This is a genomic window from Allobosea psychrotolerans (assembly GCF_002917105.1).
GTDB lineage: Bacteria > Pseudomonadota > Alphaproteobacteria > Rhizobiales > Beijerinckiaceae > Allobosea > Allobosea psychrotolerans.
In genome coordinates this window covers 204,638-223,442 of record NZ_PQFZ01000009.1, presented here as the reverse complement: position 1 = coordinate 223,442, position 18,805 = coordinate 204,638, and the positions used below count along the sequence as shown (strand labels likewise).

The 18,805-nt window shown below is 67.2% G+C and carries 19 protein-coding genes; 2 read left to right on the top strand and 17 right to left on the bottom strand.

What is annotated here, in order from left to right; all coding sequences use genetic code 11:
* The first annotated feature begins 119 nt into the window (after positions 1–119).
* The gene (locus CYD53_RS16980; protein WP_103719256.1) at positions 120–1,208 is read left to right on the top strand and encodes a DUF2336 domain-containing protein; all 1,089 of its coding nucleotides are present in this window, start codon (positions 120–122) and stop codon (positions 1,206–1,208) included.
* Here the strand turns inward: CYD53_RS16980 and trmB are convergent.
* From trmB to hslV, 17 genes are all read right to left on the bottom strand, one after another.
* Positions 1,183–1,875: a tRNA (guanine(46)-N(7))-methyltransferase TrmB gene (gene trmB / locus CYD53_RS16975; RefSeq protein ID WP_103719291.1), complete on the bottom strand. Its 693-nt coding sequence runs from the start codon at positions 1,873–1,875 to the stop codon at positions 1,183–1,185. The genes CYD53_RS16980 and trmB overlap by 26 nt on opposite strands.
* A gap of 167 nt (positions 1,876–2,042) precedes the next feature.
* A complete protein-coding gene (gene metK, locus CYD53_RS16970) occupies positions 2,043–3,248 on the bottom strand; it encodes a methionine adenosyltransferase (protein ID WP_103719255.1) in 1,206 nt (401 codons plus the stop codon).
* Positions 3,249–3,409: 161 nt separating this feature from the next.
* Positions 3,410–3,823 (bottom strand): helix-turn-helix domain-containing protein, encoded by a 414-nt coding sequence (locus tag CYD53_RS16965; RefSeq protein WP_092172562.1) that lies wholly within the window; start codon positions 3,821–3,823, stop codon positions 3,410–3,412.
* A 130-nt stretch (positions 3,824–3,953) separates the two neighbouring features.
* Complete coding sequence (gene lnt / locus CYD53_RS16960; RefSeq protein ID WP_103719254.1) at positions 3,954–5,549, bottom strand: apolipoprotein N-acyltransferase; 1,596 nt, start codon at positions 5,547–5,549, stop codon at positions 3,954–3,956.
* Positions 5,549–6,538, bottom strand: coding sequence for a hemolysin family protein (locus CYD53_RS16955; protein WP_103719253.1), 990 nt, complete (start codon positions 6,536–6,538; stop codon positions 5,549–5,551). The genes lnt and CYD53_RS16955 overlap by 1 nt, the downstream gene beginning before the upstream one ends.
* Positions 6,535–7,104, bottom strand: coding sequence for an rRNA maturation RNase YbeY (gene ybeY / locus CYD53_RS16950; protein WP_245928280.1), 570 nt, complete (start codon positions 7,102–7,104; stop codon positions 6,535–6,537). The genes CYD53_RS16955 and ybeY overlap by 4 nt, the downstream gene beginning before the upstream one ends.
* Positions 7,101–8,189 (bottom strand): PhoH family protein, encoded by a 1,089-nt coding sequence (locus CYD53_RS16945; RefSeq protein WP_245928285.1) that lies wholly within the window; start codon positions 8,187–8,189, stop codon positions 7,101–7,103. The genes ybeY and CYD53_RS16945 overlap by 4 nt, the downstream gene beginning before the upstream one ends.
* Positions 8,190–8,438: 249 nt before the next feature.
* On the bottom strand, positions 8,439–9,809 hold the full coding sequence (gene miaB / locus CYD53_RS16940) for a tRNA (N6-isopentenyl adenosine(37)-C2)-methylthiotransferase MiaB (protein WP_103719250.1): 1,371 nt from the start codon (positions 9,807–9,809) through the stop codon (positions 8,439–8,441).
* Positions 9,810–9,934: 125 nt separating this feature from the next.
* Positions 9,935–10,738 (bottom strand): lysophospholipid acyltransferase family protein, encoded by an 804-nt coding sequence (locus CYD53_RS16935; protein WP_103719249.1) that lies wholly within the window; start codon positions 10,736–10,738, stop codon positions 9,935–9,937.
* Between the two features lie 16 nt (positions 10,739–10,754).
* Complete coding sequence (locus tag CYD53_RS16930) at positions 10,755–11,252, bottom strand: GNAT family N-acetyltransferase (RefSeq protein WP_103719248.1); 498 nt, start codon at positions 11,250–11,252, stop codon at positions 10,755–10,757.
* A 41-nt stretch (positions 11,253–11,293) separates the two neighbouring features.
* Positions 11,294–11,977, bottom strand: a complete 684-nt coding sequence (gene tsaB, locus CYD53_RS16925) for a tRNA (adenosine(37)-N6)-threonylcarbamoyltransferase complex dimerization subunit type 1 TsaB (RefSeq protein WP_103719247.1) — start codon at positions 11,975–11,977, stop codon at positions 11,294–11,296.
* Between the two features lie 138 nt (positions 11,978–12,115).
* Positions 12,116–12,676 carry a NifU family protein gene (locus CYD53_RS16920; protein WP_103719246.1) on the bottom strand — a complete coding sequence of 187 codons (561 nt, stop codon included), beginning with the start codon at positions 12,674–12,676 and terminating at the stop codon, positions 12,116–12,118.
* A gap of 94 nt (positions 12,677–12,770) precedes the next feature.
* Positions 12,771–13,265: a universal stress protein gene (locus tag CYD53_RS16915; protein ID WP_103719245.1), complete on the bottom strand. Its 495-nt coding sequence runs from the start codon at positions 13,263–13,265 to the stop codon at positions 12,771–12,773.
* Between the two features lie 202 nt (positions 13,266–13,467).
* On the bottom strand, positions 13,468–14,514 hold the full coding sequence (trpS, locus tag CYD53_RS16910) for a tryptophan--tRNA ligase (protein ID WP_103719290.1): 1,047 nt from the start codon (positions 14,512–14,514) through the stop codon (positions 13,468–13,470).
* A 47-nt stretch (positions 14,515–14,561) separates the two neighbouring features.
* Positions 14,562–16,163: a murein biosynthesis integral membrane protein MurJ gene (gene murJ / locus CYD53_RS16905; RefSeq protein WP_103719244.1), complete on the bottom strand. Its 1,602-nt coding sequence runs from the start codon at positions 16,161–16,163 to the stop codon at positions 14,562–14,564.
* Entirely contained in the window at positions 16,163–17,473 is a 1,311-nt protein-coding gene (hslU, locus tag CYD53_RS16900; RefSeq protein WP_103719243.1) for an ATP-dependent protease ATPase subunit HslU, read from the bottom strand. The genes murJ and hslU overlap by 1 nt, the downstream gene beginning before the upstream one ends.
* Positions 17,474–17,496: 23 nt before the next feature.
* On the bottom strand, positions 17,497–18,066 hold the full coding sequence (gene hslV / locus CYD53_RS16895; RefSeq protein WP_103719242.1) for an ATP-dependent protease subunit HslV: 570 nt from the start codon (positions 18,064–18,066) through the stop codon (positions 17,497–17,499).
* A 141-nt stretch (positions 18,067–18,207) separates the two neighbouring features.
* On the opposite strand from hslV, the gene hisB reads away from it, so the two are divergent.
* Positions 18,208–18,795, top strand: coding sequence for an imidazoleglycerol-phosphate dehydratase HisB (gene hisB, locus CYD53_RS16890; RefSeq protein WP_103719241.1), 588 nt, complete (start codon positions 18,208–18,210; stop codon positions 18,793–18,795).
* Positions 18,796–18,805 lie beyond the last annotated feature (10 nt).

Genomic DNA, 18,805 nt, shown 5'->3' with positions numbered 1-18,805 from the left:
GGATCGATTGCGCGTCGGGATCGATCGATCCGGGAAGTCGCGCTTTCTGCGTTCGCGCTAACCGGCTGGTCATTCTTCTTGCCGATAGTGCGGCCGCAGACGTTGCGTGAGGATGCTGCATGAGTTCGGTGAGTGCGCTGCTGCGCGATCTTGAAGCGACGATGACGCGTGGGTCGAGTGACGACCGCACGCAGATTCTGGCCCGCCTGACCGACCTGTTCCTCAGCACCGCTGCCGGTATGGAGGAGGACCAGGTCAGCATCTTCGACGTGGTGATCGGCCGGCTTTCGCGCGCCATCGAGGTCCGGGCCCGCATCGAATTGTCGGAGCGGCTCGCACCCATTCCCAACGCGCCGAGCGGCGTCGTGCGCCAGCTTGCGCTCGACGAGATCGCCGTCGCCAGGCCGGTGCTGATCGCCTCGAAACGTCTTACCGACCAGGATCTGGTCGCGGTCTCGGCGGCCAAGGGCCGCGATCACATGCTCGCCATCACCGAGCGGCCCGATCTCGGCGAGCCGGTCACGGATTTCCTGATTCTGCGCGGTGGCCGCGTCGTCACCCATGCGGTGGCGGCCAACCAGACCGCGCGCTTTTCGCGCCATGGCATGGGCGTGCTGGTGATGCGGGCCGTTCAGGACGATGCGCTCCAGGCGACTTTGGGCTCGCGCAGCGACATTCCGGCCGAATTGCTCGGCCAGCTTCTGGTGGCCGCCAAGAATTCGGCGCGCCGCCGCCTCACGGCGACGCTCGAGCCCTCGCTTGCCGGCGCGGTCGATATCGCCGTCGAGCGCGGCGCCCAGGCGATCGCCGCCGAGGCGCAGACACATGACGGCTACGCCAAGATCAACGCGGCCCTGATCGAGATCAACCGGCTCCATGAAGCCGGTCAGCTCGACGAGGCCAAGCTGGTCGAATTTGCTGCTGCGGGCGCCTTGGAGCATGCGATGTGCGCCGTTGCGGCGCTGGCGCAGCTCGGCCTGCCGGCGACCGAGCAGATCATTCTGGGTACGGACCGTGATGCCGTGCTCCTGGTCGGCCGGGCTCTCGGCTGGTCCTGGGAGACCACGCGCGCGCTGATCGGCCTGCGCAAGGATCTCGGCAAGTCGGAGGTCGCGATCGAGCGCGCCCGCCAGAGCTTCCGCACCTTGAACACGACGACCGCCCAGCGCGTGCTCGGCTTCCTCAGGATGCGCGACGCACAGCCGTGAGGTAGCTCGGCACGCGCCCCGCCGCGACGGCCTTCGCCTCGTAGCGCGTGCGGATCCAGCCTGGATAAGGCTTGCGCCAGTCATCGGCGCGCTCATCCGTCCAGTCGAAATCAGGCGAGCGAGCGAGCCGCGCCAGCGTCCAGCCGACATAGTCGTCGATGTCGCTGGCGAAGCGGAAGCGCCCGCCCGGGCGCAGGCAGCGGGCGAACAGGCCAAGTGTGCGTTCGGAGACGAAACGCCGCTTGCGCTGGCGGCGCTTCGGCCAGGGATCGGGGTAGAGCAGGTCGATCGCATCGAGCCCGCCGGCCGGCAGGCGCGGCAGCATCAGCGCAGCGTCGCCGTCCCAGAGCCGGATATTCGTCAGCCCTTCCCGCTCGATGACGGCGAGGAACTTCGCCATCCCGTTGATGAAGGGTTCGACGCCGATGAAGCCGATCTGCGGGCTCTCGCGCATCCGCGAAAGCAGATGCTCGCCGCCGCCGAAGCCGATCTCGAGCCGAACCGCCGTCACGGGGTGCGGAAACAACCCCGCCAGATCGGTGATCTCGCCATCCGGCAGGCGCAGGCGCGGCAATACGCCCTCGATCATCGCATTCTGGCCTTCGCGCAGGGCCTTGCCTTTGCGACGGCCGAAGAAGGCGCGGTCAGGATCGAAATCGTCGGTCATGCTCATGTCTTTGGTTTGAAGAGGTTCTTCAAAGGAAACGCGCCGTCATTCCGCGTCTCCGCTAGCACGGCTTGTCCAGATTGACGGCGCGTTTCTAGCGCGATCTGTCAAAAGAAAAAGGCCGGAGCCAAGGCTCCGGCCTGATGCAATTCAGTCGAAACCGTCGCTCAGGCGACGGCCTTCTTCAGCGCATCGACGAGATCGGTCTTCTCCCAGGAGAAGCTGCCGTCGCGGCCGGCCTTGCGGCCGAAATGGCCGTAAGCGGCGGATTTGGCATAGATCGGCTTGTTCAACGCGAGATGCGTGCGGATGCCGCGCGGGGTCAGGTCCATGACCTCGCCGAGTACGGATTCGAGCTTCGCCTCATCGACCTTGCCGGTGCCGTGCAAATCGACATAGATCGAGAGCGGCTTGGCGACGCCGATGGCGTAGGAAAGCTGGATCGTGCAGCGGTCGGCGAGCTTGGCGGCGACGACGTTCTTGGCGAGATAGCGCGCCGCATAGGCCGCGGAACGGTCGACCTTGGTCGGGTCCTTGCCCGAGAAAGCGCCGCCGCCATGGGGGGCGGCTCCACCATACGTATCGACGATGATCTTGCGGCCGGTCAGGCCGGCGTCGCCGTCGGGGCCGCCGATGACGAACTTGCCGGTCGGGTTGACGTGCCAGACGGTCTCCTTGGTGATCCAGCCTTCGGGCAGCGTCTGGCGGATATAGGGCTCGACGATCTTGCGGACATCGGCCGAGGTCAGGCTCTCGTCGACATGCTGGGTCGAGAGCACGATCTGGGTGACGCCGACCGGCTTGCCGTTCTCGTACTTGACCGTGACCTGGCTCTTGGCGTCGGGGCCGAGCTTGGCGGCGCCGCCTTCCTTGGCGTGGCGGGCCTTGGCCAGCACTTCGAGGATCTTGTGGGCGTAGTAGATCGGCGCCGGCATCAGCTCGGGCGTCTCGCGGCAGGCATAGCCGAACATGATGCCCTGGTCGCCCGCGCCTTCATCCTTGTTGCCGCTGGCGTCGACGCCCTGGGCGATGTCGGCCGACTGGGCGTGCAGCAGCACGTCGATCTTGCACTTCTTCCAGTGGAAGCCGTCCTGCTCGTAGCCGATCGCCTTGATCGCCTTGCGCGCGGCCGACTTGACCTTGCTCTTCATCGCCTTCTCGTCGAGCGAGGTGCGGACTTCGCCGGCGATGACGACGCGGTTGGTCGTGGCCAGGGTCTCGCAGGCGACGCGGACCTGGGCGGCATCCATGCCGGACTTGGCCGCTTCCTTGAAGAACAGGTCGACGACCTCGTCTGAAATCCGGTCGCAGATCTTGTCGGGATGGCCTTCACCGACGGATTCGCTGGTGAACAGGTAGTTCTGGCGTGACACGGTCAGATAACCCTTCGGATGGGGTTGGCGTGTGACCGGCGTGACGACACGATCGGCCGACGAAAACGGGCACCGTCTTTGCAGCGGGCGCGTTCGCCGTCAAGTCGGAAATCCGTTTTTCGGGAGCCTTGTTCGTCAAGACGAACAAAAAGAGAGCCAGATCACGCGATTCCGCTGTCTTCTTCCGCCAGCGCCTCGACGAGATCGACGATGCGCCGTCGCACCCGCCCGCTCTTGATGCGTACGAAGGCCTTGGTCAGCTGCACGCCTTCGCTGGTCGCCATGAAGTCGGAGACATAGGCCGTCGAGGCGGCATCCGAGAAGCCGCCCGCCGGCATGTCGCCGGTCGGGGCTCCGTCGAAGAAGAAGGAGACCGGCACATCCAGCATCTTGGCGATCTGCTGCAAGCGGCTGGCGCTGATGCGGTTCGAGCCTTTTTCGTATTTCTGGACCTGCTGGAAGGTCAGTCCGAGGCCTTCGCCGAGCCGCTCCTGGCTGACTCCAGCGAGCATTCGACGCATCCGGACACGGCTTCCGACATGGCGGTCGATCGGGTTGGGTACTTTTTTGATCATGGATCGACCACCCTCGGGTCAGTTTTCTTGGAAATCTATCATCCGGCAGGCATGAATTTATTTTAGCAATTTATATGCTTCCGGTGGGAACGGCCATCCCTCTCGCGGGAAAAAGTTCCAGATGGGATGATCAGCCCGGTCGAACCCGCGCAAGCAGCAAGAATAGTGCAATGAGTCCCACTAAAGCGGCATCTCCGAAGCGCGCATAGAGCGTAACGGGAGCCGCTTGCGGCAAGTTTGCATCGAGAACACCCTGTGTGCCTAGGGGCAGGCTGCCCGTGATGCGGCCATAACCATCGATCACCGCCGAGATTCCGGTATTGGCGACGCGCACCAGCGGCAGCCCTTCCTCGATGGCGCGCATCCTCGCCTGGGCCAGGTGCTGGTAAGGTCCGCTGGTCTGGCCGAACCAGCCGTCATTGGTCAGGTTGAGCATCAGGCCGGGGCGCGGGCCCTGCTGCGGCATGACTTCGCCGGGGAAGATCGCCTCGTAGCAGAGCAGCGGCGCGACTGCAGGCAGGCCGCGGATCGAGAGTGGGATGTGCCGCGCGCCTGCCGCGAAGCCGCCCGGAATCGAGACGAACTCCGACAGCCCGACGCTGCGGATCAAGCGTTCCAGGATCGGCGGCAGATACTCGCCGAAGGGCACGAGATGGACCTTGTCGTAGCTGGAAACGATCACGCCTTCGTCGTTCACGACCTGCACCGAATTGAAGATCGGCGGCCGGCTTTCGCCGGGCAGCGCCTCGCCCGCCCGCGCCGCGCCGGTGATGAGCGTCGTGTTCGGCGGCAGGGCCGCGGCGATGCGCGAGAGCGCCTGGGGTGAGCGGCCGAGCAGGAAGGGAAAAGCCGATTCCGGCCAGATCAGATGCGTGACGTCCTGCACGCCGAGCGTCGAGGGGCTCGTCGCCCGGTCGCTGAGCGCGAGATACTCGTTCAGGATCGCCTCGCCGTTACGAGCGTTGAACTTGGCGTCCTGCGCCAGGTTCGGCTGCATCAACCGCAGCTTCACGCCGGCAACCACGGGCGCTGCCGCATTCGGGATGTGCCAGGCGCCGAAGCCGATGAGAGCGGCGAGTGTCAAGGTGGCGAGGATCGGCGCGCGCCAGCGCCTCGCGCCGGCCTCGGCCGTGCCGAGCGTCGCAGGCGCGGCGCCGATTGCGACCGCCAGCAAGGTCAATCCATAGAGCCCGCCGAGCGCGGCGAATTGCGCGATGAAGCCCTGGGCGGCCAGCATCATGCCGTAGACGTTCCAGGGAAAGCCGGTCAGCACATGGCCGCGCAGCCATTCGCTGACGGTCAACGCCACCGCGAGCATGAGGATGCGTCCCGCCCCGGCCGGCCAGAGCAGCCGGGCGCAGCCGAATGCCAGCGCCGGGAACAGGGCGAGAAAGGCCGGCAGGGCGACGACGCCGAGCGGCATCGCCCAGGCGAATTTGTCGGCCTCCACCAGGAAGGCCGCGCCCAGCCACCAGAGGCCGGCGAGGAAGAAACCGAAGCCCCACCACCAGCCTGCCGCAAAGGCCGCCTTGAAGCGGCTCGACGCCGTGGCGCCGACGGCTCCGTCGATCAGCCAGACGGCAACGGTCATGGGCACGACGATCAGGGGCCAGAGATCGAGCGGGGGCAAGGCGAGCGCGCCGCTGGCGCCTGTGGCGAGCGCGATCAGGCGCTTGCGCCATCCCCAGGAGAGGATGATCCCGTCGGCCAGCGCGGAGAGCTGCATCAGCCGGCTTCCGCCTGCGGCGCCGTATCGGGGGATGCCGTGCTGCGCCGGAGAATGCTGAGCCGCTTGATTCGGCGCGGATCGGCCTCGATAATCTCGAAGGACAGGCCTTCCGGCCCCTCGATCGTCTCGCCCTGAGCCGGTACGCGGCCGGCCAGCGTCACGATCAGCCCGCCCAGCGTGTCGATCTCCTCGGCGACTTCCGTATCCGAGAGATCGATGCCGGTCGCATCCTTGAGTTCGCGCAGTGTCGCGCGCGCATCGGCGGTGAAGCGGTTCTCGCCCATGGCGGTGATCGCTGGGGCCTCGTCGAGATCATGCTCGTCCTCGATGTCGCCGACGATGATCTCGACGAGATCCTCCATCGAGACCAGCCCATCCGTTCCGCCATACTCGTCGATCACGAGAGCGATATGCGTCCGTGTCGCCTGCATCTTCACGAGCAGGTCGACGGCGGGCATCGAAGGCGGGACATAGAGCACGGGGCGCAGGATTTTCGCACTCGCCAGCGTGGTCGAGAGGTCGACCGCAGCGAGATTGTGCAGCGCCGGCTCCGACAGGCCAGGGCCCGGCTCGGCCTTGCCCTGCTCGGCGATGAATTCCAGGAAGTCGCGGATATGGACCATGCCGCGCGGGTCATCGAGCGAATCATCGAAGACCGGCAGGCGCGAATGGCCCGCCGTCCGGAACAGCGCCAGCAATTCGTCCAGCGTCGCATCGGCCGGAACGGCGATGATATCGGCGCGCGGCACCATCACGTCGCCGACGCGGCGCTCGCGCAGGCTGAGCACATTGGAGAGCATCACGCGCTCTTGCGCGCTGAGATCAGCCGACTGGCCGCTGTCGCGGTCCTGCGCCAGCGCCTCGGTGATGTCCTCGCGGATTGTCGCGCCGCTGCGCATGCCGAGCCGTTCGAGGAACTGGCCAAGCCAATGGGAGAGGCCACGGCCGGTGGCGTCTGTCTGGGTAGATCGACTGTCGTCGCTCATGATGCTGTGGAGAGAACCGGGGTTGGGGCGAGCGGCTCGCTGTCCGCATAGGGGTCGGCGATGCCGAGCCGGGCGAGCGCCGTAATCTCGAGCGCCTCCATCCGTTCGGCCTGCGCTGGTGTTTCGTGATCCTCGCCGAGCAGGTGCAGCAGGCCGTGTATCACAAGATGGCTGACATGGTCGCCGAAATCCTTGCCTTCTTCCTGCGCCTCGCGGGCAATCGTCTCATAGGCCAGGACGATGTCGCCGAGAACCGGGCTGCCGGCGATCCGATCGGGTGGCGCGGCCGGGAATGAAAGAACATTGGTCGGCTTGTCGAAGCCGCGCCAGTCGCGGTTGACCACGCGGATGCGCTTGTCATCGGTCATCAGCAGGCTGAGCTCGGCGCCTTCGAGCGGCGTGACAGGCGCAACGGCGAGCGCGGCCTGCGCCGCATCCGCCACGCGCTGGCGCAGATCGGCAAGCTCGCGCCAGCGTTTCGCCTGGATCCTCAGCGCCAGGGTCAACTCCGGCGCGGGCCTGTCAGCATGCGGCGCCGAGCGCCGCATGCGAGGTCGGTCGTTCATCGCGGCCGCTCCCGCGACAAGGTGCGCTTCAGGCCCTCGATATCGTCCTCGATCGGGGCCTGGGGCTCGAGTGCGCGCAGCCGCTCCTCGCGTTCCTCGCGCTCGCGCCGGGCCGCGCCCTCATAGGCCATGACGATGCGGCGCACGAGATCGTGACGGACAACGTCGCCCTCCTCGAACTTGGCATAGCCGACGCCCTCGACGCCCGAAAGCAGCTTGACGGCCTCGATCAGGCCCGAGCGCTGGCCCGGCGGCAGGTCGATCTGGGTCGGGTCGCCGGTGATGATCATGCGCGAGCCCTCGCCGAGGCGGGTCAGGAACATCTTCATCTGGACCGAGGTCGCGTTCTGGGCTTCATCGAGCAGCACGACGGCGTTGGTCAGCGTGCGCCCGCGCATGAAGGCGAGCGGCGCGATCTCGATCATGCCGGTCTGCAGGGCGCGTTCGACATGGCGGGCCTCCATGAAGTCGTTCAGCGCGTCGTAGATCGGCCGCAGGTAAGGATCGACCTTCTCGCGCATGTCGCCGGGTAGGAAGCCGAGCCGTTCGCCGGCTTCGACAGCCGGGCGCGACAGCACCATGCGCTCGACCACGCCCTGCTCGATCAGCGAGACGGCGTGTCCGACGGCGAGCCAGGTCTTGCCGGTGCCGGCCGGGCCTTCGGCGAGGACGAGCTCGTTGCGCTTGAGCTGGCGCAGATAGGCGTCCTGCGCCGCGTTGCGGGCGCGCACCGGCCCGCGCTTGCGCGTCACGATCGCGTCAAAGGAGGCCTTGCCGGCGTCGGCGGCCGGGAAGAAGGAGCGCTGCACATTGCTCTCCTCGATCGCGCCATCGACCTCGCCGAGGGTGACGGAAGCGCCGGCCTTGGCCCGCGTATAAAGCGTTTTCAGCACGCGTCCGGCCTGTTCGGCGGTCTCGCGCGGTCCCCTGATGGTGGCGTGGTTGCCGTTGGGGCTGATCACGACGCCGAGACGCCGCTCCAGATGCGCGAGATTCTGGTCGTAGTCGCCGAAGACAAGGCTCGCCAGCCGGTTGTCGTCGAAGGAGAGCAGGACCTCGGTGGCGGGCAATCCGTCGCGCGTCAGGGTCTCGACGCGTGCCGGCGTCGTCTCACGCCGTGGGCCTCGTTCCGGTCTCGGGGTCACCTGGTCAGCCTGTGCCAATAGCGTCGTCTCCCTGGCGAGTGGGCCGGCCGGACAGGAGCGTGAGGCCGGGTCGTCTTGCAATGAACCGTCTTGCAACGCGTCGTCCTGCAACATAACCGAACGCAACAATCTCAGTCTGATGACAGGCGTTGCCCTGCCCCAAGAAAATCGGGTCGAACCGGGTCGCGTTCAAGCCGCAAGTTCCTTGCTCGGAACCTCGTCCGGCCCGGCCTTGCGGCCAAACAGCGAGTTGGATCCCGCCCGCTCGATCACTACCTGAACCCGGTCGCCGATCTGATTCGACTCAGTCTCGATCTGCACAGCCTGAAGGTAGGGGGTTTTTCCCGCAAGCTGTCCGGGGTGGCGGCCCACACGTTCCAGCAGCACCTCGACGGTGCGCCCCACCATGGCATGGTTGAAAGCCTGGCGGTGGTGCTCGATGCGCTCCTGCAGGCGCAGCAGGCGCTCGCTCATCACCGCGGGCACGACCTGCTCGCCGAGATCGGCGGCCGGCGTGCCGGGGCGCGGCGAATATTTGAAGGAATAGCTCGAGGCGAAGCCGACCTCGTCGACGAGGCGCAGCGTGTCCTCGAAATCGCTGTCGCTCTCGCCGGGAAAGCCGACGATGAAGTCCGAGGACAAGGCGATGTCGGGTCGCGCCGCCCGGATGCGCTCGATCAGGCGGCGGTATTCGTCGGCGGTATGCTTGCGGTTCATCGCCGCCAGAATCCGGTCGGAGCCCGCCTGCACCGGCAAATGCAGGAAGGGCATCAGCTGCGGCAGGTCGCGATGGGCGGCGATCAGATCGTCGGCCATGTCGCGCGGATGGCTCGTGGTGTAGCGGATGCGACCGATGCCGGGCACCTCGGCGACGCGCTGCATCAAGCGCGCCAGGCCCCAGACGGCGCCGCCGGGACCTTCGCCGTGATAGGCGTTGACGTTCTGGCCGATCAGCGTGACGTCCTGCACGCCGGAAGCCGCCAATCGCTCGATCTCGGTCATGATCTGCGCGACCGGCCGCGAGAATTCCGCGCCGCGCGTATAGGGCACGACGCAGAAGGCGCAGAACTTGTCGCAGCCTTCCTGCACGGTGACGAAGGCCGAGATGCCGCGCTGGCGGATCGCCTTGGGCGTGGGCGGCGGCAAATGCCCGAACTTGTCGTCGATCGGCAGGTCGGTATCGACGGTGCGCCGGCTCGCGGCCTCCGCCAGCAGGGCCGGCAGGCGGTGATAGGCCTGCGGGCCGACGACGAGGTCGACGGCCGGCTGCCGGCGCTGGATCTCCGCGCCCTCTGCCTGCGCGACGCAGCCGGCCACGACGATCTTCGTGTGCTGTCCGTTGGCCTTCTGCGCGACCTTCAGATCACGCAGCTTGCCGAGCTCGGTATAGACCTTCTGCACGGCACGGTCGCGGATATGGCAGGTGTTGAGCAGGATCAGGTCCGCGCCTTCGGGCGTCGCGGTCTCCTCATAGCCCTGTTCGCTCAGGATATCGGCCATGCGCTGCCCGTCATAGACGTTCATCTGGCAGCCGAAGGACTTGATGTGGACTTTCTTCATCGTGGCGGGTCGGGTCTCCAAACCGTCTCCTTACTCCTGATTGCGCCGCGAGGAAATGACCATGCTCCGCGAGGCGCCGGTCAGCGAAGCAACAACCGAGCCAGATGCCGCACAGCCATTGCCGGTCAGGCGCTCTGCCGCCCGGTGACCGCCTCCCGCCGCGCCTGCCTTATCGCGGCCTCGGCCAGTCGCGTCGCTTCCTTGCGCGAGGTCCGGGCGCCCATCGCAATCGGCGCACCCCAGACGAGTTCGACATCGATCGTACCCGCAGCGAGCACGGTCTTGAGATGCGGCGCCAGCTCCTCGTCGCCATACCAGGCGAGCGTGGTGCGCTCGGCCCGGCCGCCGGCCAGGCCGTGGAAACCGGTATAGGTGATGGTCAGCGGATAGACCGGAATGTCGCGGTCCTCGTTTTTGCCGAGCGCCTCATGCGCGGCTCCCAACAGGGAGGAGCGCAAGGGCAGGATGCGCGTGCCGTCGCCCGTCGTCCCCTCCGCGAAGAGCACGATCGATTCGCCTGCCGCGAGCCGCGCGCCCATGACCGCTGCCACGTCGGCGGTGGCGCCGCGGCGCATCCGGTCGATGAAGACGGTGCGCTGCAGCCTTGCCAGGAAGCCGATCACCGGCCAGCCCGCGACCTCGCTCTTGGCCACGAAGGACAAGGGCCGCAGGGCCCCGATCACCGCGATGTCGAGCCAGGAGACATGGCTGGCGACGATCAGCCCGGCCGCTCCGGGCGGCGGTGGCGTGCCCCTGACGCGGCGACGCACGCCGAGGCAACGGCAGGTGAGGCGGTGGAACAGGCGCGGGATCGCGGCGCCATGGCGGGGTCCGAGCCGCATTGCGACGAGCTGCGCCGGCAGGAGCAGGAGCGCGGAAAAGGCCAGCGCTGCAAGCCTCAGGGTCGCGCCGGGGCTAAGTCCGTTCATGCGCGGGCGGCTCCGGTCACGCGAGATCGAGCCGCATCGTCACCGCGCCGGTGCGGCTGCCATCGCTCTTGGCGTAATAGTTCTTGCGCCGGCCGACCTCGCGAAAGCCGAAATGGCGGTAGAGCTGCTCGGCCGGCAGGTTGCCGTCCTCGACCTCGAGATAGACATGCTGGACGCCGCTGGCGGCGAGCTGGCCGAGATGGGCGTGGAGCAGCGCCCGTCCGAGCCCGTCGCGGCGATGAGCGCGGCCCACCACGATGCTGAGAATCTCGGCTTCGTCGGCCGCCTTGCGCGAGATCACGAAGCCGGCGGGGTTGGGGCCGTTCCCCGCGAAGACGCCTTCGGAGATGATGGCGGGATCGGCGAGCAGCGCGGCGCATTCGCCAGGTTCCCAACCACGCGCGAAGCCGCCCTGGTGGTGCAGCGCCGCGACATGGCGCGCATGGCGCACGTCGAGGCGCCCGGTCCGGGCCGGGGCCGATTCGGGGTGGAGCAATCTGCGCAGCCAGTCCATGGCGCTTGATGGCACAGACTGAACCGCTGGCAAGTGCTGATTCAGCGCCGCGGCAGCCGGGCGCGATCCTGCGGCGTCGTTTCAGGCGCCTTGAGGTAGAGCGGGCGCGGCGGTGCATCCTCGGGATCGGCTATCAAGCCGAGCCGGGCGACCCAGGTCACGTCGGGCGCCCGGCTCTCGTCGAGCACCAAGGCATCGAGCCCGATCGCCCAGGCCTCGTTGGCGACCGCCATCGCGGCCGAGCCCACCAGGCTGACGGGTCCCGCCCCGATGGAGCGGGCAGCGTCGCGGTGGTTGACCTGGCGCAGCGAGACCAACGGCTTGCCTTGGGAACTCAGCGCCTGGAACCAGACCTGGCCATGTCTGGCGTCGAGTGCGGCCGCGATCACCCGCCCGGATTCGCGTCCGATCAAGGGGGCTGCGGTCGCAGCCAGCGTGGTGACGCCGATCGCCGGGATGCCCGCTGCGAGCGCGATGGCACGGGCCGCGCTGATGCCGACGCGCAGGCCGGTATAGCTGCCCGGACCGACGGTGACGGCGACGCGGTCGAGCGAGGCGAAGCCGCCCTCGACCGCCTTCATGACGCGCTCGACCAGCGGCATCAGCGCCTCGGCATGGCCGCGCTCCATCGCGATTTGCTCGATCGCCAGCGGCTCGGCCTGGCCGGCTTCCAGCACGCAGGCGGAACAGGCGCCGAGCGCGGTGTCGATCGCGAGGATGCGCATCGGTGTCTTGCCAGGCCCGTCTTCGAAAGTGAGGGAAACGCGCCGTCATCCCGGATCTGCGCTTCGCTGTGCCCGGGATGACGGCGCGGATTGATTTGCCAACAAAGCCAAAACGGCCTGCGGATCAAGCCGAAAGCGTCAGACCGCTTCGACCTCGCGCACATCCGGCAGGAAGTGGCGCAGCAGGTTCTGGATGCCGTGCTTCAGCGTCGCGGTCGAGGAGGGGCAGCCCGAGCAGGAGCCCTTCATGGCGAGATAGACCGTGCCGTCCTTGAAACCGCGGAAGGTGATGTCGCCACCATCGCCGGCCACCGCCGGGCGGATCCGGGTCTCGAGCAAATCCTTGATCGTCTCGACCGTCTTGGCGTCCTCGGGTGCGAAGAACTCGCCCTCTTCGATCACATCCGCTGCCGAGCCGTTCGCGAGCACCGGCGCGCCCGACATGAAATGCTCCATGATCGCGCCCAGGATGGCGGGCTTGAGATGGGGCCATTCGCCGTCGGATTTGGTCACGGTGATGAAGTCCGAGCCGAGGAAGACGCCGGAGACGCCGTTCACGCCGAACAGGCGCTGGGCCAGCGGCGAGCGCTCGGCTTGTTCCGAATCGCGCAGTTCGAGCGTTCCGTCCGGCATCACGGTGCGGCCGGGCAGAAATTTCAGCGTGGCGGGATTGGGTGTTGCTTCGGTCTGGATGAACATGGCTAACCTCCGGCGCCGGCGGGTCAAGGCCGCCGTTCCTGCTCCCGATATAGGCCCGGCGTTGGAATCATTCCAGCAGGAAGCGCGCTCTTCGTCACGCCAGCGCGTCGATCTCCTCGTCCTCCAGATGCCCGGGCACGATCGCGACGGGGATCGGGAAGGTCCCAGCCGATTTTCCGGCGAGCGCACTGACGAGCGGCCCCGGCCCGTCGCGCCCGGCGCTGGCGGCGAGCACGAGCAGCGAGATGTCCTCATCGGCCTCGATCAGCTTGACCAGCTCGTCGGCCTTCACGCCGGTGCGTACGACCTTTTCGGGCTCGAGCCCGGCGAGCGTCCGCACGGCGTTCGCCGCCGCGTCGATCAGCGCCTCGGCCTGGGCTTCGGCTTCGGCCTGCATCACCTCGCCGACGCCCAGCCAGGTCTCGTGCTCGGGCGGCGTGACCACGCCCAGCAGCACGATCGAGGCGCCGACGCGGGCGCAGCGCCGCGCCGCGAAGCGCACCGCCTTGGCGCATTCCGCGCTGTCGTCGACCACTGCGAGGAATTTCGGGCGATGGCCCGCTTCATAGGACCGTCGTCGCTTGACCATTGGGGTGACCTGTCGCCGCTTCGAGAGTTGGGGCGTCTTGGATCGTTTTCGATCCGAGGCGTGTGACCGGCTCTCACTCAAAACAGAGGCGGACGATTCACGCTTCGGGATGTGTCGTCCCGAACCGATCGCGCGCCAGGAGCCGGCATGGTGAACCGCGCCGCAGCGTCAGCGCAAGCCCGCCGAGGTCGCAGCGGGAAACTCAGCGCCGGACGAAGCCGATTATGTCCTTGACGTCGGCCAGGATCGGCGCGGCGATAGCTTGCGCGCGCTCCGCTCCATTGCCGAGAATCGCGTCGATATGGGCGGGTTCGGCGAGCAGACGGCGCATTTCGCCGGCGATGGGCGCGAGCTTGGCGACGGCGAGATCGACCAGCGCCGCCTTGAAGCCGGAGAACTGTCCGCCGCCGAACTGGCTCAGCACCTGCGCCTTGGTGACGCCTTCCAGGCCGGCATAGATGCCGACGAGGTTCTCGGCCTCGGGCCGGCCCTCCAGCCCCTTTTCCTCGGAAGGCAGCGCCTCCGCATCGGTCTTCGCCTTGCGCACCTTCTGGGCGATGGTCTCGGCATCGTCGGTCAGGTTGATCCGCGAATAATCGGACGGATCGGATTTCGACATCTTCTTGGTGCCGTCGCGCAGGCTCATGACGCGCGGCGCCGGGCCCTGCGTCATCGGCTCGGGCAGCGGGAAGAAGCCGAGATTGCCGGTGCCGAGGTTCCGCTCCGCGATCTGGTCGGCGAAGTCGTTGTTGAACTTCTGCGCAATGTCGCGGGTCAGCTCCAGATGCTGCTTCTGATCCTCGCCGACCGGCACATGCGTGGCCTTGTAGAGCAGGATGTCGGCCGCCATCAGGCTCGGATAGGCGTAAAGACCCAGCGAGGCGTTCTCGCGATCCTTGCCGGCCTTCTCCTTGAACTGGGTCATGCGGTTCATCCAGCCCAGCCGCGCGATGCAGTTGCAGATCCAGGCAAGCTCGGCATGGCCGGAGACCTGGCTCTGGTTGAAGATGATGCTCTTCTTGGTGTCGATGCCGGCCGCGACATAAGCCGCAGTGACCTCGCGGATCGCCCGCTTCAGGTCGGCGGGATCCTGCCACATGGTGATCGCGTGCATGTCGACGACGCAATAGATGCATTCATGCGTCTGCTGCATCGCGACCCAGTTGGTCAGCGCGCCCAGATAATTGCCGAGATGCAGCGTCGAAGTCGGCTGCATGCCTGAGAAGACGCGCTGGTGAAAGGTCGCCATCGGGCGCTCCGTGATCACGAACGAGGAAAAGGAGGGGGGCTTCTGGCTCATGCCCGCCGCTTGCGCAAGTAGCGCGGCACGGAGAAGGTGCCAAAGGCGCCCAGGAGCAGGCCGGCAGCGCCATAGGAAAAGGCTCCCCCAGCGCACAGAGCCGCCAGCCCCGCGACCCGCCAGGGCGTCGATTGCGTCGGCGCCAGCCTGGCGGCGAGCAGGAAGGCGAGAATCAGCAGAACGCCCAGCATGATGGCTGAGGCCGCAAGGCTGGCGGCGATGGGACGCAGATTGGCAATGCTGGGGCGCCAGATCCCGTCCCGCAGCAGCGCCACGCCAAGCAGCACCGCCTGCGCCAGGAAAGCCAGGCTCGCCGCGCAGGCCGCCATCCGGGCGGCATTGCCGTCGCCGGCCAAGGCATAGCCGGCCATCGCCGCGACCAGGACGGCGATACAACCCGCCAGCAAGGGCAGGCGCGGCGTCTGACGGGCGAAATAGACCTGTCCGAAGACTTTCGCGATGACGGCGAAGGGCAGGCCGAGCGCAAAGCCGGCGAGCGCGGCGGCGGTGCGGGCGCGATCCTCCGCGCCGAAACGGCCGTGCTCGAACAGCACGGAGACGATTGGCTCCGCCAGCACGAAAAGGGCGAGCGCCGCCGGCAGCGCCAGCGCGAGGCCCAGCGCCAGCGCCTGTCCGAGCCGGGCGTCCGGCCCGCTCGCCTGCGCCGAATCGGCCATTTCGGACAAGACGACGGTGCCCATCGCCACGCCGACGAAGCCGAGCGGCAGCTGGAAGACACGGTCGGCATAATACAGCGCGGCGACCGAGCCGGGCTCGGCGGAGGCGATCTGCGTCGCCACCAGCAGCACGAGCTGCGCGGCCGAGGCCGCCAGCAGGGTGGCGCCGCCCGTCCGGACCAGCCGTGCCATCTCGGGCGACCAGCGCAGGCTCGGGCGCGCAAGCCCGGTCTTGTGCAGGGCAAACATCTTGCGCAGGGCGAACAGGACCAGGCCGAGATGGGCGAGCCCGGTCAGGCTGACCAGGACGGCTTGTGATTGCGCTGCAAGCTCGGCCTCCAGCCCGCGCGCCAGCGAGACGAGCAGGAAACCGACCAGAAGCGCGTTCATCAGCGCGGGCGCGAGCGCGGCCAGCGTGAAGCGTTTCTCCGCGTTGAGCACGGCCGCCAGCATGGCGGCCAGCGTCGTCAGCAGCAGGAAGGGCAGCATCAGCCTGGTGTAGTGCGCGGCGAGCGCGAGCGTCTGCGGCTCCTCCGCGAAGCCGCCGGCCAGGCCCAGCACGACCCAGGGCGCAAAGATCTCGCCGAGCGCGACCAAGCCGAGCAGCAGCAGGCCGAGATGTCCGGCCGCCTCGCCGGTGAACCGCCTGGCCGCCTCTTCTCCGCGCGCCGCCTTCACGGCGAGATAGAGCGGCACGAATGGCGCGTTCAGCCCGCCCTCGCCGAGCACGCGCCGCACCAGATTGGGCAGGCGCAGCGCGGCGAGAAAGGCGTCAGCCACCGGGCCTGCGCCCAATAACCTTGCGATCAGCACGTCGCGGGCGAAGCCGAGCAGGCGCGACAGAATCGTCGCCGCGCCGACAATGGCGGAATCCCGAGCAAGGCGGGAGGGTTCCGGCGCGCCCTCCGCCGGCTTCTGCATCAGAGGATGAACCGGCTCAGATCGGCGTTCTTCGCGAGATCGCCGATGCGCGCCTCGACATAAGCCCCGTCGATCGTGACCGTGTCGCCGGAGCGGTCGGGCGCGGTGAAGGAAATCTCGTCGAGAATGCGCTCGATCACGGTTTGCAGGCGCCGCGCGCCGATGTTCTCGACCGTCGAATTCACATCCACCGCAATGCGCGCGATCGCGTCGATCGCATCGGGGGTGAAGTGGATGGTGACCTCCTCGGTCGCCATCAGCGCCACCGTCTGCTTGATCAGGCTTGCTTCCGTCTCGGTCAGGATGCGCTTGAAATCCTCGACGTCGAGCGGGTGCAGTTCGACGCGGATCGGCAGGCGGCCCTGCAGTTCCGGCAAGAGGTCGGAGGGCCGCGAGACGTGGAAGGCGCCCGACGCGATGAACAGGATATGGTCGCTCTTCACCGCGCCATGCTTGGTCGCGACCGTTGTGCCCTCGATCAGCGGCAGGAGGTCGCGCTGCACGCCCTCGCGCGATACGTCGGCCCCGCTTTTGCCCTCACGGGAGCAGATCTTGTCGATCTCGTCGAGGAAGACGATGCCGTTGTTCTCGACCTCGCGGATCGCGGCCTGCACGATCGCCTCCTGGTCGATCAGCTTGTCGCTCTCCTCGGTCAGGAGCGGGCCATAGGCGTCCTTGACCAGCACGCGCCTCGGCTTGCCCTTCTGGCCGAAGGCCTTTCCGAACATGTCGCCGAGATTGATCGCGCCGATCGACGCGCCCGGCATGCCGGGAAGCTCGAACATCGGCGCGGCAGAGCCGCCGCCCGAGGCGATCTCGACCTCGATCTCCTTCTCGTCGAGCTCGTTGGCGCGCAGCTTGCGGCGGAAGCTGTCGCGCGTGGCGGGGCTCGCGGTCGAGCCGACCAGCGCGTCGAGCACGCGCTCCTCGGCGGCGATATGCGCTTTTGCCTGCACGTCCTTGCGCCGGCTCTCGCGCACCAGCCCGATCGCGACCTCGACGAGATCGCGCACGATCGATTCGACATCGCGGCCGACATAGCCGACCTCGGTGAACTTGGTCGCCTCGACCTTGAGGAAGGGCGCGCCGGCGAGTTTGGCGAGGCGGCGCGCGATCTCGGTCTTGCCGCAGCCGGTCGGCCCGATCATCAGGATGTTCTTCGGCGAAACCTCCTCGCGCAGCGGCCCTTCGAGCTGCTGCCGGCGCCAGCGATTGCGCAGCGCGATCGCGACAGCGCGCTTGGCGTCGTTCTGGCCGACGATGAAACGGTCGAGTTCGGAGACGATCTCGCGGGGAGAGAAGGAAGTCATTATGCTGTCCGTAAATCAGGCCGTCAGACGGCGTCCAGCGTCTCGATGACGAGGCTGTGGTTGGTGTAGACGCAGATGTCGCCGGCGATCTTCATCGCCTTGCGCACGATCGTCTCGGCATCCGATTCCATATCGATCAGCGCGCGCGCGGCCGAGAGCGCGTAATTGCCGCCGGAGCCGATCGCCATCACCGAGCCATGCTCGCTCGCTTCCGGCTCCAGCACGTCGCCGGTGCCCGAGATCAGGAGCGAGACCTCCTTGTCGGCGACGAGCAGCATCGCCTCCAGCCGGCGCAGATAGCGGTCGGTGCGCCAGTCCTTGGCGAGCTCGACGCAGGCGCGCAGCAATTGGGTCGGGTATTGCTCGAGCTTCGTCTCCAAGCGCTCGAACAGCGTGAAGGCGTCGGCCGTGGCTCCCGCGAAGCCCGCGATCACCGCGCCCTTGGCGAGGCGGCGCACTTTTTTCGCATTGCCCTTCATGATGGTCTGGCCGAGCGAGACCTGGCCGTCGCCGCCGATCACGACCTTGCCGCCCTTGCGGACCATCAGAATCGTGGTCGCGTGCATCACGGGTGCATTGCTGGCGTTATCCATCGAGGCGTGTTCCGCTATTCCAGGGTCAGCGCCAGATGTAGGGGTTTTTGGCCGCCAGACAATCGGCCGGGTGGCAACTCGGTCAATGCGCTGCTAAAGCACCGCCAATGAGCCGCTCTTGCCGCTATTGAGGATTTCCAGATGCGTTCTGGCGAAGTGAAGCGCCGCACCAACGAGACCGACATCGCGGTCAAGCTCGTGCTCGATGGCACCGGCAAGGCTGAAGTTTCGACCGGCGTCGGCTTCTTCGACCATATGCTCGACCTGTTCGCCCGGCATTCGCTGATCGACACCAGCGTCAGCGTGAAGGGCGACACCCATATCGACGACCATCACTCGGTCGAGGATGCCGGCATCGCATTGGGCGAGGCGCTCAAAGCAGCGCTTGGCGACAAGAAGGGCATCCGCCGCTATGCCGACGTGCATCTGCCGATGGACGAGACGCTGACCCGCGTCGCGATCGACGTCTCCGGCCGGCCCTTCCTCGTCTTCCGCACGCAGTTCAAGGCGGAGAAGATCGGCAGCTTCGACACCGAACTGGTGCGCGAGTTCTTCCAGGCTTTCGCGATGAATGCCGGCATCACGCTGCATGTCGAGACGCTTTATGGCGACAACGCCCATCATATCGCCGAGAGCTGCTTCAAGGGCCTGGCGCGCGCCTTGCGGCAGGCGCTCGAGGTCGATCCGCGCGAGGGTGGCCGTGTGCCCTCGACCAAGGGCGCTCTCTGAGGAGACGATG

What these genes read in the sequence shown, in the direction of transcription:
- CYD53_RS16980 (WP_103719256.1), top strand. Translation starts at nt 120, where the DNA reads ATGAGTTCGGTGAGTGCGCTGCTGCGCGATCTTGAAGCGACGATGACG.
- trmB (WP_103719291.1), bottom strand. Translation starts at nt 1,875, where the DNA reads ATGACCGACGATTTCGATCCTGACCGCGCCTTCTTCGGCCGTCGCAAA.
- CYD53_RS16965 (WP_092172562.1), bottom strand. Translation starts at nt 3,823, where the DNA reads ATGATCAAAAAAGTACCCAACCCGATCGACCGCCATGTCGGAAGCCGT.
- lnt (WP_103719254.1), bottom strand. Translation starts at nt 5,549, where the DNA reads ATGCAGCTCTCCGCGCTGGCCGACGGGATCATCCTCTCCTGGGGATGG.
- CYD53_RS16955 (WP_103719253.1), bottom strand. Translation starts at nt 6,538, where the DNA reads ATGAGCGACGACAGTCGATCTACCCAGACAGACGCCACCGGCCGTGGC.
- ybeY (WP_245928280.1), bottom strand. Translation starts at nt 7,104, where the DNA reads ATGAACGACCGACCTCGCATGCGGCGCTCGGCGCCGCATGCTGACAGG.
- miaB (WP_103719250.1), bottom strand. Translation starts at nt 9,809, where the DNA reads ATGAAGAAAGTCCACATCAAGTCCTTCGGCTGCCAGATGAACGTCTAT.
- CYD53_RS16935 (WP_103719249.1), bottom strand. Translation starts at nt 10,738, where the DNA reads ATGAACGGACTTAGCCCCGGCGCGACCCTGAGGCTTGCAGCGCTGGCC.
- CYD53_RS16930 (WP_103719248.1), bottom strand. Translation starts at nt 11,252, where the DNA reads ATGGACTGGCTGCGCAGATTGCTCCACCCCGAATCGGCCCCGGCCCGG.
- tsaB (WP_103719247.1), bottom strand. Translation starts at nt 11,977, where the DNA reads ATGCGCATCCTCGCGATCGACACCGCGCTCGGCGCCTGTTCCGCCTGC.
- CYD53_RS16920 (WP_103719246.1), bottom strand. Translation starts at nt 12,676, where the DNA reads ATGTTCATCCAGACCGAAGCAACACCCAATCCCGCCACGCTGAAATTT.
- CYD53_RS16915 (WP_103719245.1), bottom strand. Translation starts at nt 13,265, where the DNA reads ATGGTCAAGCGACGACGGTCCTATGAAGCGGGCCATCGCCCGAAATTC.
- trpS (WP_103719290.1), bottom strand. Translation starts at nt 14,514, where the DNA reads ATGGCGACCTTTCACCAGCGCGTCTTCTCAGGCATGCAGCCGACTTCG.
- murJ (WP_103719244.1), bottom strand. Translation starts at nt 16,163, where the DNA reads ATGCAGAAGCCGGCGGAGGGCGCGCCGGAACCCTCCCGCCTTGCTCGG.
- hslU (WP_103719243.1), bottom strand. Translation starts at nt 17,473, where the DNA reads ATGACTTCCTTCTCTCCCCGCGAGATCGTCTCCGAACTCGACCGTTTC.
- hslV (WP_103719242.1), bottom strand. Translation starts at nt 18,066, where the DNA reads ATGGATAACGCCAGCAATGCACCCGTGATGCACGCGACCACGATTCTG.
- hisB (WP_103719241.1), top strand. Translation starts at nt 18,208, where the DNA reads ATGCGTTCTGGCGAAGTGAAGCGCCGCACCAACGAGACCGACATCGCG.